General features: G+C 70.4%; 11 protein-coding genes. 8 read left to right on the top strand and 3 right to left on the bottom strand.

From position 1 onward, the window contains the following. From RCH12_RS07220 to RCH12_RS07200, 5 genes are all read left to right on the top strand, one after another. Complete coding sequence (locus tag RCH12_RS07220; protein WP_327016484.1) at nt 1-768, top strand: class I SAM-dependent methyltransferase; 768 nt, start codon at nt 1-3, stop codon at nt 766-768. Beyond that, the gene (locus RCH12_RS07215) at nt 761-1,927 is read left to right on the top strand and encodes an FAD-dependent oxidoreductase (RefSeq protein WP_327016483.1); all 1,167 of its coding nucleotides are present in this window, start codon (nt 761-763) and stop codon (nt 1,925-1,927) included. The genes RCH12_RS07220 and RCH12_RS07215 overlap by 8 nt, the downstream gene beginning before the upstream one ends. An 80-nt stretch (nt 1,928-2,007) precedes the next feature. Next, complete coding sequence (locus RCH12_RS07210; protein ID WP_327016482.1) at nt 2,008-3,639, top strand: class I SAM-dependent methyltransferase; 1,632 nt, start codon at nt 2,008-2,010, stop codon at nt 3,637-3,639. Between the two features lie 217 nt (nt 3,640-3,856). Beyond that, nucleotides 3,857-5,293: a flavin monoamine oxidase family protein gene (locus RCH12_RS07205; protein WP_327016481.1), complete on the top strand. Its 1,437-nt coding sequence runs from the start codon at nt 3,857-3,859 to the stop codon at nt 5,291-5,293. 277 nt (nt 5,294-5,570) lie between these two features. Continuing rightward, the gene (locus RCH12_RS07200; RefSeq protein WP_133163662.1) at nt 5,571-5,840 is read left to right on the top strand and encodes a hypothetical protein; all 270 of its coding nucleotides are present in this window, start codon (nt 5,571-5,573) and stop codon (nt 5,838-5,840) included. Between the two features lie 20 nt (nt 5,841-5,860). Here RCH12_RS07200 and RCH12_RS07195 read toward each other — a convergent pair whose 3' ends face one another. The 3 genes from RCH12_RS07195 to RCH12_RS07185 all read right to left on the bottom strand — a co-directional run bounded on the left by RCH12_RS07195 (nt 5,861) and on the right by RCH12_RS07185 (nt 8,138). After that, nucleotides 5,861-6,631, bottom strand: coding sequence for a Pr6Pr family membrane protein (locus RCH12_RS07195; RefSeq protein ID WP_327016480.1), 771 nt, complete (start codon nt 6,629-6,631; stop codon nt 5,861-5,863). Between the two features lie 61 nt (nt 6,632-6,692). Next, complete coding sequence (locus RCH12_RS07190; RefSeq protein ID WP_370290109.1) at nt 6,693-6,962, bottom strand: acylphosphatase; 270 nt, start codon at nt 6,960-6,962, stop codon at nt 6,693-6,695. 153 nt (nt 6,963-7,115) lie between these two features. Continuing rightward, nucleotides 7,116-8,138 carry a LacI family DNA-binding transcriptional regulator gene (locus RCH12_RS07185; protein ID WP_103429572.1) on the bottom strand — a complete coding sequence of 341 codons (1,023 nt, stop codon included), beginning with the start codon at nt 8,136-8,138 and terminating at the stop codon, nt 7,116-7,118. 138 nt (nt 8,139-8,276) lie between these two features. Between RCH12_RS07185 and RCH12_RS07180 the strand changes: the two genes are divergently transcribed. The 3 genes from RCH12_RS07180 to RCH12_RS07170 are packed head-to-tail and all read left to right on the top strand — an operon-like array spanning nt 8,277 to nt 12,189. Continuing rightward, nucleotides 8,277-10,340, top strand: a complete 2,064-nt coding sequence (locus RCH12_RS07180) for a beta-galactosidase (RefSeq protein WP_327016479.1) — start codon at nt 8,277-8,279, stop codon at nt 10,338-10,340. Continuing rightward, nucleotides 10,337-11,278: a carbohydrate ABC transporter permease gene (locus tag RCH12_RS07175; protein ID WP_103429573.1), complete on the top strand. Its 942-nt coding sequence runs from the start codon at nt 10,337-10,339 to the stop codon at nt 11,276-11,278. Before RCH12_RS07180 ends, RCH12_RS07175 begins: the two co-directional genes overlap by 4 nt. A gap of 41 nt (nt 11,279-11,319) precedes the next feature. Beyond that, a complete protein-coding gene (locus RCH12_RS07170) occupies nt 11,320-12,189 on the top strand; it encodes a carbohydrate ABC transporter permease (protein WP_198415085.1) in 870 nt (289 codons plus the stop codon). The last annotated feature ends 43 nt before the right edge of the window (nt 12,190-12,232 follow it).

Raw genomic sequence — 12,232 nt, 5'->3', positions numbered from 1 at the left:
GTGCTGCCGAGGCTCCGCGAACGGGCGGTCGACGCCGTCGAGATCATGGACGATCCGCACTGCGACGCCGAGACGCTGCGGCGCACCTACGCGAACTTCCGGTACGTCAACGCCGTCGTCTCCGGGCTGCGGCACACCTACCGCCGCGACATCCGGCCGCGCCTGTCGGCCGGCACCGAGACCAGCCTGCTCGACATCGGCTCCGGCGGCGGCGATGTGGCCCGGTCGCTGGCCCGCTGGGCCGCGCGCGACGGGCTGCGCCTGACCGTGACCGCGATCGACCCGGATGCCCGCGCGCACGCCTACGCGGCCGGCCGGCCGCCGTTGCCTGGGCTGCAGTTTCGCCGGGCGCTCAGCAGCGACCTCGTGGCCGCGGGGGAGCGGTTCGACATCGTGCTCTCCAACCACGTGCTGCACCACCTCAACGGCGTCGAGCTCGGCGCGCTGCTCGTGGACTCGGAACGGCTCAGCCGCGGCCTGGTCCTGCACGGCGACATCGAGCGCTCCCCGCTGGCCTACCTCGGCTTCGGGCTGGGAACGTGGCCGTTCTTTCGTCGCTCCTACATTCGCGCCGACGGCCTCACCTCGATCCGGCGCAGCTTCACCTGGCGCGAGCTGGCGGCCGTGGCGCCGCCGGGCTGGAGCGTGCATCGGGAGGTGCCGTACCGGCTGATGCTGCGTTGGCAGGCCCCCGCGGTGCCCGAACCCGGGCGGGCCGTTTCGGCTGCTTCGGCCGCACCGGCGGCTGGAAGGCGGGCGCATGCGTGACGTGATCGTGGTCGGCGGTGGCCCGGTGGGCATCCTGCTGGCCTGTCTGCTGGCCGAGCGCGGCGTGGACGTGGAGGTACTCGAACGGCGCACCGAACCGTCGATGCTCGCGCGGGCCATCGGCATCCACCCGCCGTCGATGCGGGTGCTGCGCCAGGCCGGCGTGGCCGAGGAGGTGCTGGCCCGCGCGGTGCGCATCGAGACCGGCAGTGTGCAGAGCGGCGGCCGCACGTTGGGGCGGCTGTCGTTCGCGCAGACGACGGGGCGGTTCCCGTTTGTCGTGGCGCTGCCGCAGCACGAGACCGAAGCCGTGCTGCGGGCGCGGTTCCGGCAGCTGCGGCCGGGCGGCCTGCGCTCCGGCGTGGCAGTGGGCATGCTGCACGATCGCGGTCACCACGTGGACCTGATCGCCGAGCCGAGTGCCGACAGGGCCGGGGCTGCCGACGACAACGGGCTCGAGGTCGTGGGGACGGCGCGGTACGTGGTGGTGGCCGACGGCGCCCGCGGGCAGCTGCGCGACGCCGTCGGCATCGCCTCCCGACCGCTCGGCGGCGGGGACACCTACCTGATGGCCGACTATCCGGACACCGGCGAACACGGCAGCGAGGCCGTTTTGTTCTTCGAACGGGGCGGCGTCGTCGAGTCGTTCCCACTGCCGGGCGGGCGGCGCCGTTGGGTGGCGCTGACGCCGACCCTGATGGAGGATGCCTCGCTCGAGGATCTGACGGCGCTGGTGCTCGGTCGCACCGGGGTGCTGTTGCCGGCCTCCGACGCCGTGCCGAGCTCGTTCTCGGTGCGGCAGCGGCTGGCCGCCACGATGGTGCAGGGCCGGGTGCTGCTGGTGGGGGATGCGGCGCACGAGATCAGCCCGATCGGCGGGCAGGGTATGAACCTGGGCTGGCTCGACGCGGTGGCGTTGGCGCCGGCCCTCACGCACGCTCTCGCGCAGCCGATCGAAGCCAGGGTGACGCTCGCCGGCTACGACCGCCGCCGGCGGCGCAGCGCCCGCATGGCCGCCAGGCAGGCCGGGTTCAACATGGCGATGGGCCGTCCGGCGCGCGGACTGCGGCTGCGGCTGCGGAACGTGATCGTGCGGGTCCTGGCGACACCGCCGTTGAACGGCCTGCTCACGCGGGCGTTCACGATGCGCTGGCTCTAGCCGGCCTCCCGGTCCAAGGGTCCCGTCCACGGGATGGGTGCGTCGTATAGGCCGGGCCCGGCGTGCAGTTGAATAGAGGGGTGACTGCACCTCTGATCGACCTGCTCCGCGCCGACCTCGCCGCCGCCAACTTCTCGGTGACCGCCCTGACCGGGCTGTGGGGCATCGAAGCGGATGCCGCCCTGCGGCGCAATCAGCGGGTGCCGGCCCTGCGGGCGCTCGCCACGCTGCGCGCCACCCTCACCGTGCCCGAACCCAACGTGGTGCTTGCCCAGATCTTCGTGCTCGGCCTACCCGTCGAACGGGCCGAGCTCGCCGCGGCCCTGCCGTCCCTCGGCGTGGACGGCGCCGAGCAGCTCGGCCTCGTCGCCGCCAGCCACGACGAGCGCGCCGCGCAGCCCGGCCCCCTGGCCGACCGCGCCGCCCCGGCGGACCCGGCACTCGGCCCGGCACAGGTGGCGCCGTTGGTGGACCTGCGGCCGTACAGCTTCGTGGACGCGCACGGCGCCGGCAGCTGGTGGATCACCTCGGACCTGGGCGAACTGGCCCTGGGGCATCCGCTCGGCGAAAACCACGTGCTCGGCGTCGGCGGCGCGTCGCTCACCCTGAGTGCCCTGATGATCCCCACCGCCGTCGACAGCGCGCTGGACCTCGGCACCGGCTGCGGCATCCAGGCCTTGCATGCCGCCAGGCACGCGACCAGGGTGGTGGCCACCGACATCTCCGAGCGCGCCCTCGAGCTCGCGGCGCTCAACGCCCGGCTGAACGGCGTCGAGAACATCGAGTTCCGGCTCGGCAGCCTGTTCGACCCGGTCGCGGGGGAGCGGTTCGACCACATCATCTCCAACCCGCCGTTCGTGATCACCCCGCGGGTGGAGGGCGTGCCCAGCTACGAGTACCGCGACGGCGGCCTGGTCGGCGACGCCCTCGTCGAGGCCGTGGTGCGCGGCGCCGCCGACCACCTCACCCCCGGCGGGGTGGCCCAGCTGCTCGGTAACTGGGAGTATCACGACGACGACGCCTTCGACAGGCTCACCGGCTGGCTGGAGAGCCCGGCGGAGACCGCGCTGGACGCCTGGATCATCGAACGCGAGGTGCAGCCGCCAACGGGCTACGCCGAAACCTGGATCCGCGACGGCGGCACCCGCCCGGACACCCCCGACTTCGACCGGCTCTACGGTGCCTGGCTCGACGACTTCGAGGCCCGCGGGGTGCGTCAGGTGGGCTTCGGCTACATGCTGCTGCGCCGCCCGACGGATGGCCGACGCCGGCCCGCCGCGCCTGCCCGCCCCCGCCTGCTCCGCCTCGAACGACTGCCGGAGGCCCTGGGGCACAACCCGGCCGGCATCGGCCACCACCTGGCCGAGTGCCTGGCCGCGCACGACTGGCAAGCCGGGTTGGATGACGACGCGCTGTCCCGCAGCACGCTCACCGTGGCATCCGACGTCACCGAGGAACGGCACTTCTGGCCCGGCCAGGAAGATCCGACGCTGATGACCCTGCACCAGGGCGGCGGCTTCGGCCGGTCGGTGCCGCTGGATACCGCCCAGGCCGCCCTGATCGGCGCCTGCGACGGCGAGCTTCCGGTGGGGGCCATCATCGATGCGATCGCCCAGCTGCTCGACGCCGACGCGGCCGCGCTGCGGGCCGAGCTGCTGCCCCGGGTGCGCGGCCTGCTCGACGACGGCTTCCTCGAGCCGCCCGCCGCCTAGGCCACGGGCGCCCGCCGGCGGCGCCAACTGTTACCGAAGCGGACATTTGCGCCCGGTGTGCCGGGACCATTTGTCCGCATCGGCAACAGTTGCTGCCGAGGGGCCCCACCCGGCGCGCCCCGACCCCGGCCGAACCGGGCGGCCACGGCCTGAGGTAGCGTGAGGGGTACCACTTCGAGGGGCCGAGAGGAGTGCGTCATCTGACGCGAACACAGCGATGCAACGTCGGACCTTCCTGATCAGCTCCCTTTCCGGGCTCTCCCTGCTCGCGCTCAGCGGATGCGTGCCGCCCCGGCCCACGCCGACGGGCTCGCCCACTCCCTCCGCCACGCCGGCGCCGTCCCTGGTGCCGCAGCCCCAGGACATGCTGCGCAGCTCCTGGTCCGACGACCCGTTCGCCCGCGGCTCCTACAGCTTCGCGGCGGTCTCCTCGACGCCGCAACAGCGCGAGGACCTGGCCGAGCCCATCCTCGACAGGCTTTTCCTCGCCGGCGAGGCGCTCTCAGACACCGCCCCCGGCACCGTGCAGGGCGCTCGCGGCTCCGGCCAGCGCGCGGCCAGGGCCCTGGCAGCCGTCGCCGAACCCGGCGAGCGGGTGGCCGTGATCGGCGCCGGAGCTGCCGGCGTCGCCGCCGCCCGGCTGCTCACCGACGCCGGTTTCACCGTGCTCGTGATCGAGGCCCGCGACAGGCTCGGCGGCCGCATCCACACCGTCACCAGCGACTCCTGGCCGATGCCCGTCGAACTCGGCCCGTCGTTCATCGTCGCCGGCAGCACCACCTCCCTCGACGAGGAGTTCACCGGCCTCGAGGTCTCGCACGCGCCCTTCACACCGACCCCGGAGGCGCGCACCCCGGCCGGCACCGTCACCCCGGTCTCTCCCGTCGGCGCCGACGCCGTCACCGCGGCGCTGGCCTGGGCCGCCGCGCAGGCCGAAGACACCTCCCTGGCCAAGGCCCTCGTCGCCAACGGCTCCGCCACGCTGTCGATGGCGGATGGCGAAGCCGGGGTCTCCGACGCCGACTGGCTGGACTACCAGCTCGCCACCTCCACCACCCTCGAGTCCGGGGCCCCGGCCGAGGAGATGTCCGGCTGGTATGCCCCCATCCCGGCGACGACCGCCGCGGACGACATCCGCATCGTGCTCGGCGGCTACGGCACGCTGCTCGACGAAGACGCGGCCGACCTGGACGTGCTCTACTCCAGCGTGGTGACCCGGGCGGCGTACACCGACACCGCCGTCAGCCTGCGCCTGGGTACCGGCGAGTCGCTCACCGTGGACCGCGCGATCGTGACCGTGCCGCTGGGCGTGCTCAAGAGCGACGTGATCGAATTCGACCCGCCCCTGCCGTTCGCGCACCGGGGCGCGATCGCCGCGCTCGGGATGGGCACTCTCGACAAGATCTGGCTGCGCTTCGAGGAACCGTTCTGGGACACCGACGCCGCCCTGTGGACCACGGTCGGAGACGACACCCTCGACTTCAGGGTCTGGGTGAACATGATGCCGATCACCAACGAGCCGATCCTGGTGGGTTTTGTCAGCGGCGAGCGGGCGTTGGGGCTGGCGAAGTCCGACAACACGGAGTTCACCGACGCCGCATTGCGCAGCCTGGAGCCGTTCGCGGTCGTCGCCACGGCCACCCCCGCGCCCTGACCGGCCCTTCTGTTGGGGGCTCCTGGCGGAGTGATTCGCCGTCGGAACATTAACGAGCAAAGCTCAGAGTTCCGGTGTAAGCTCCACGAAACGTCTAGTCGGTGAAGGGGCCGCCCATCTCAGGGACACCCCCACGGGGAGATCCAGTCGTTTCCCGACTGGACGTGCCGACGGAGTCCGGGTGGGTGCTTTTCGCCGTCGGCCACCGGGTGCGGTCGCGATCCTGGTGTCCCACCTGCACCGCGGCCGATGCCAATTCTGATTGACCGTGTGAAACATGTATATTCTGACAAATCTTGATTCAGTGTCGCTGCTCGACTTCGACACCAACCTGCCCTGCGAGGGCAGCCACCACCACCGGAGCCTGAGCGGCCACGCCGCCGCCGAGCCCGGCGCCTACATGGTGATCTCCCCGTGCTGCGGCCCCAAGGTGATCCAGTGTTCGCCGCGGGTCTCGGCGATGCAGGCCTCCGGCGTGCTCTACTGCGGCACCTGCGAGTCCGAGCACCTCACCAGCCAGTACACCTTTCTCCCCGTCGAGCAGTAGCAGGTCGGCCGCGGCAGGTTCTAGTTGGGCACCGATGACGCGCGGTCGCCACGCGGGCGGGGACGCCAACTGAGCCGCGACGTGGCCACGAGCACCGCCGCGATGCCCAAGAACAGCAGCACGGCGATCAGGCAATAGAACGCGGTTTCGAGCGGGCCGCTGACCTGGGCCGGGTCGAGGAAGAAGTACGGGTACCAGCCCACGAACGAGCCGCGCACGAACGTGAAGATTCCCCAGGCGATCGGGTACGGCAGGATCCAGCGCAGAAAACGCCAGGACAGCCGGGCCTTGCCGGTATCGGTCAGCCAATCCAGCAGCGCCAGGGTGGGGATGTAGAAGTGCAGCACCTGGCTCGGCCAGGGCACCTCGATCGAGTAGTCGCGCGATGACGACTGGATGACGATGGTGAGGAACACGATTCCGGAGACCAGGATGTACGTGGTCACGAGCGCCCGGAACACGTCCAGCCACTGTGGGTCCTTCGGCTGCCGGAACGCCACGATCGCGCCGAGCACGAACGCGATCACCGCCGCGATCGCACTCTGAACCGTGAAGTAGGTGAACACGTTGTACGCGGCGAAGGTGGGGAACAGCAACACGTACTCGTAGTTGCCGATCAGCCCCGCAATCCCGGCGACGGCCAACAGCAGCCGGCCGATGCCGTAACTGGAGCGCAGGGACAGGCGTTTGCGCGCGCGGAACGGCTCGCGCGCCTGTGGTTCCTCCCGTTGCGAGGGGAATTCGCGCACCGTCGGTCCCGTCCGGCCGGGACCGGATGCCTGCGCGCCCATACTCCCACGGTACGCCAGAGTGCCGGTCGCCCGCGGCCATCACCGGCATCGGGGTGGGTTACTACAGGCGGATGCTGAAACTCGCCTCGCCGTGTTCGGCCAGGTCGGTCACCTGCACCGATTCCACGCTCGCCGAACGCGGTCCGGTGTGCAGCCAGGCCAGCATCCGTTCGACCGCGTCGTCGTCACCCTCTATCTCGGCTTCGACGGCGCCGTCGGACCGGTTGCGCACGAAACCGCCCAGGCCGAGGGTGCCGGCCTGCGCCTCGGTGTAGTACCGAAACCCCACGCCCTGAACCATCCCGTTGACGATCACTCGCTTGCGACTCACGCTCCCCATTCTGGGCGCACCCCACCGCCCTGACAACCCCGCCCGCCCGCGCGGCGGGCCGCAACTGTTGCCCATGCGGACAATTGTGCCCGGTGTGCCGGGTGCACTTGTCCGCAGCGGGAACAGTTGGGCCCGCGATCGACCCGTCGACGGTCAGGCGGAGTCGCGCCAGACTATTTGGGTGTCGAGCAGGATGCCGCCCAGTTCCGGCGCCTCACCCCGCAGCTGGCTGAGCACCGACTCGGCCGCGCGCTGGCCGAGGCCGTTGGCGGGCTGGCGCACCGTGGAGAGCAACGGCTGGCAGCGGAGTGCCCAGGCGCTGTCGTCGAAGCCGACGATGCCCACCTCGCCCGGCACGCTGCGGCCGGCCTCACGCAGGGCGTTCAGGGCGCCGGCGGCGATCACGTCGGAGGCCGCGAAGACCCCGTCGATCAGGGGGTCGCGGGCCAGTAGTGCGCGCATTCCGTCGCGGCCGTCGGCGTAGGTGTACAGCGGCACCGGCGCCACCAGCGCGGGGTCGAACCGGTCGCCCAGGGCATCCGTGAAACCGGCCAACCGGTCGGCGCCGGAGTCGCGGTCCAGGGCCGCGGCGATCATGCCGATGCGGCGGCGGCCGGTGCCGATCAGGCGCTCGGTGATGGCGCGGGCCGCGGCACGGTTGTTGATACCCACGTACGGCAGGTCGCGCAGGTCCTGCGGATGCCCGACAAACGCCGCCGGCAGGTCCAGCCGTTCGATTACCCGGGTGATCGGGTCTTGTTCTCGGGCCGACACGACGACGACACCGTCGACGAAGCCGCCGCTGAGGTACCGCGCCACCCTCTCGGTGTCGCGCTCGGACTCGATGACCAGGCTGACCATCTGGTAGTCGGCCAGGGAGAGCGCCGAGTTGGCGCCGAGCAGGATCTCGCCGATGTTGGGGTCTTCGAGGAACAAAGAATGCGGCTCGTGCACGATCAGGCCCACGGCCTGGGAGCGCTGCATGACGAGGTTGCGGGCGGCGGTGTTCGGCACGTAGCCGACCTTCGCGATGGCCGCCTCGATGGCCAGCCGAGCCTCGGCCGACACGTAGGGTTCGTTGTTCACCACCCGGCTCACGGTGCCACGGGACACCCCCGCCTCCGCGGCGACGTCGTGGATCGTCGCACGCTTGCGCCGCCCCGGAATTGTCACCATTCGATAACTGTACCCGTCCCCGAGCTTGACATCGTGGGCAGGCTGTACTTACTCTGTGTACGTTCACAGACACTCAACGAGGAGTCATTTGCTCCTCGATCTGTGCACGTTCACAGACGTAGCATGAAGCAGGAGCAGATGACCACGCCAGTAGCCACCCCGGCCGTGACCCGTCAGGTCACCCCGACGACACCGTTCGTGCAGAACGGCATCGCCTACGGCTGTGACTACAACCCCGAGCAGTGGGGTCCGGACGTCTGGGCCGAGGACGTGCTGCTCATGCAGCAGGCCGGCGTCGACCTCGTCGCGATCAACATCTTCGGCTGGTCCGCGCTGGAGCCGGCCCCGGGGGAGTACGACTTCACCCTGCTCGACACGATCGTTGACCTGCTGCACGCCCACGGCATCCGGGTGAACCTGGGGACCGGCACCTCGTCGCCGCCGCCGTGGCTGACCACCCTGCACCCCGAGATCCTGCCGCAGACCGAAGACGGCACCACCCGCTACCCCGGCGGCCGTCAGGCCTGGTGCCCCAGCTCGCCGGTGTTCCGCGAGCACGCGCTGCGCCTGGTCGAGCAGGTCGCCAAGCGCTTCGGCGACCACCCCGCCGTGGCCCTCTGGCACGTCTCCAACGAACTCGGCTGCCACAACGCGCTCTGCTACGACGACGACACCGCCGCCGCGTTCCGGCTCTGGCTCGAGGCCAAGTACGGCAGCATCGCCGCCCTCAATGCCGCCTGGGGCACCAGCTTCTGGAGCCAGCGGTACACCGACTGGGCCGAGGTGCACACCCCCAGGCTCACCCTCTCCAGCCGCAACCCCGGCCAGGTGCTCGACTTCCAGCGGTTCAGCTCCGACGAGCTGCTGGGCTACTACAAGGCCGAAGAAGCCGTCATCCGCCGGCACAGCAGCCTGCCCGTCACGACGAACTTCATGGTGGCCGCGCACATTCGCAACCTCGACTACTGGTCCTGGGCATCCGCCGTCGACGTGATCGCCAACGACCACTACCTCGACCACCGGCTCGCCGACCCCACCACCGAGCTGGCCTTCGCCGCCGACCTCACCCGCGGCCTGGCCGGCGGCGGGGCGTGGCTGCTGATGGAGCAGGCCACCAGCGCCGTCAACTGGCAGCCGCTGAACCTGGCCAAGACGCCGGGGGAGCTGACCCGCAACTCGCTGGCCCACGTGGCCCGAGGCGCCGAGGCGATCTGCTTCTTCCAGTGGCGCGCCTCCCAGCAGGGCTCGGAGAAGTTCCACTCCGCACTGGTGCCGCACGCCGGCACCGACACCGTGCTCTGGCGTGAGGTCGTTGAGCTGGGCGCCACCCTCGACAGGCTCGACGAGATCATCGGCACGCGCGTCGTCGCGGATGCCGCGATCCTGTTCAGCTGGGAGGCCTGGTGGGCCGGCGACGGCGAATCCCGGCCGTCCCAGTCGGTGACCTACCTCGAGCAGGTGCACGCCGCGTACACCGCGCTGCACAGGCTCGGCGTCACCGTCGACATCGTCTCCCCGGATGCCGACCTGGCCGGCTACAACCTCGTCGTGGTGCCCGCTCTGTACCTGGTCACCGACGCCCAGGCCGACAACCTGGCCGGCTACGTCGCCGGCGGCGGCCACACCCTGGTCACCTTCTACAGCGGCATCGTCGACGAAGACGACAGGGTGCGCCTGGGCGGTTACCCCGGCGCGTTCCGCGACCTGCTCGGCGTGCGCGTCGAGGAGTTCGTGCCGCTCCGCCCCGGTACCACCGTGGGCCTGGGCGCCCCGATCGGTCTGGCCGCCGGTGCCGCCGGGACCCTGTGGACCGAACGCCTGCAGCTGACCGGCGCGGAGGCCGTGGCGCACTACACCGACGGCGCCCTGCCCGGCGTGCCCGCGCTCACCCGCAACCGGCACGGCGCCGGCACCGCCTGGTACCTGGCCACCGCGCCAGACGCCGACACCTACCGCGACGTGCTCCGCACCATCGCCGGGCACGCTCACGTCACCGCGGTCGGTCCGGAGGGCGACGGCCTCATCGAGGTCATCCGCCGCGCCGCCCCCGGCCGCTCCTACCGCTTCATCATCAACCACGGCGACACCGACCTGGAGGTGAGCGCGGCGGGGGTCGAGCTCGTCACCGGCGCCGACATCGCCCGCACCCTGCGCGTACCGGCCGGAGCTGTACGCGTTCTCAGAGAGGACACCGCATCATGAGCGCACCAGCCCTTCAGGCCGCGGATGCCCGGCGTGCGGGTTCCCGCAGCCCGGCGCCCCGGCCCCGCAAAATCAAGGTCTCGCACCCGGGCGCAATCGCGATTTTCATCGTGCCGTTCGCCATCCTGTTCACCCTGTTCTACCTGCTGCCGATCGGCTACGCGATCTACCAGTCGCTGCTCGTGGTGGAGCGCGACGGCACCTTCGGCAAAGCCACCGAGGTGTTCGGCGGCCTGACCCAGTACATCCTGGTGTTCCAGAACGGACCGTTCTGGGAGTCGATCACCCGGGTGCTCGCCTTCGGTGTGGTGCAGGTTCCGGTGATGCTCGGCCTGGCGCTGCTGTTCGCGCTGCTGCTGGACAGCCCGCTGCTGCGCGGCAAGCGCTTTTTCAGGCTCGCCTTCTTCGTGCCGTACGCCGTGCCCGGCGTCATCGCCGCGATCATGTGGGGCTTCCTCTACTCACCCAACCTGTCCCCGTTCACGGCACTGACCAGCAACGTCAGCTTCCTCTCCGCCGACCTGGTGCTCTGGGCCATCGCGAACGTCGTCACCTGGGTCTACGTGGGCTACAACATGCTCATCATCTACTCGGCACTGCTGGCCATCCCCACCGAGATCTATGAGGCCGCCCGCCTCGACGGCGCCGGGCAGTTGCGCATCGCCTGGTCGATCAAGATCCCGCTGATCATGCCTGCGATCGTGCTCACCGGCATCTTCTCCATCATCGGCACCCTGCAGCTGCTCGCCGAGCCGCAGGTGTTCCGCTCCTTCAGCTCCGCGGTGACCAGCACCTTCACCCCGAACCTGATGGTCTACTCCACCTCCTCGATCCCCAACGTGAACCTCGCCGCCGCGTTCAGCGTGGTGCTGGCCCTGGCCACCTTCGTGCTCTCGTTCTCGTTCCTCAAGTTCACCCAGCGGAAGGAAGGCAAATGAGCGCCCTCACCGAGCCCGTCGCCGTCCCGACCAAGCGCGCGATGCGCCGCGCCGAGAACACGCCGAAGGGACCCAAGGAGAGCCCGCTCTCCCGCGTCGGCGCGATGACCGTGATGCTGGTCTTCACGCTCTACTTCCTCATCCCGATCTGGTGGCTGTTCGTCGCCGGCACCAAGAGCAGCTCCCAGTTCACCAGCACCAACCCGCTCTGGTTCGCCGACTTCAACCTGTTCGCCAACATCGGCAACCTGATCGCCTACCGTGACGGCGTCTTCCTCAAGTGGATGCTCAACAGCGCCCTCTACGCCGGCGCCGGCGCCCTGCTGGCCACCCTGTTCGCCGCCATGTGCGGTTACGCCCTGGCGAAGTACCGCTTCCCGGGCCGGGAACTCCTGTTCAACATCGTCCTCGGCGGGGTCCTCGTGCCCGCCACCGCGCTGGCACTGCCGCTGTTCCTGATCTTCAGCCAGGTCAGCCTCACCAACACCTTCTGGGCGGTGTTCCTGCCCAGCCTGGTCAGCCCGTTCGGCGTGTACCTCACCCGCATCTTCGCCTCGGCCAGCGTGCCGGACGAACTGATCGAGGCCGCCCGCCTGGACGGCGCCGGCGAGGTGCGCACCTTCTTCACCGTCTCGGTGAAGCTGATGTTCCCCGCCCTGGTCACGGTGTTCCTCTTCCAGTTCGTGGCCATCTGGAACAACTTCTTCCTGCCGCTGATCATGCTGCGCGACGAGACCCTGTTCCCGGTCACCCTCGGCCTCTACGCCTGGAACTCCCAGGTCAACCAGATCCCCGAACTCCGCGGCTACGTGCTGATCGGCGCGCTGCTGTCGATCATCCCGCTGATCATCCTGTTCCTGCTGCTGCAGCGCTTCTGGCGCAACGGCCTCGGCGCCGGCAGCGTCAAGTAACCCCTCGACTCTCTCCGACTCTTCACCCGGCTTCACCCGCACC

The sequence above is a fragment of the Cryobacterium sp. MP_3.1 genome (genome assembly GCF_035984795.1).
GTDB classification, from domain to species: Bacteria; Actinomycetota; Actinomycetes; order Actinomycetales; family Microbacteriaceae; genus Cryobacterium; species Cryobacterium zongtaii.
Note: the sequence above shows the minus strand (reverse complement) of the source record. Positions and strands in the feature narration are given on the sequence as shown.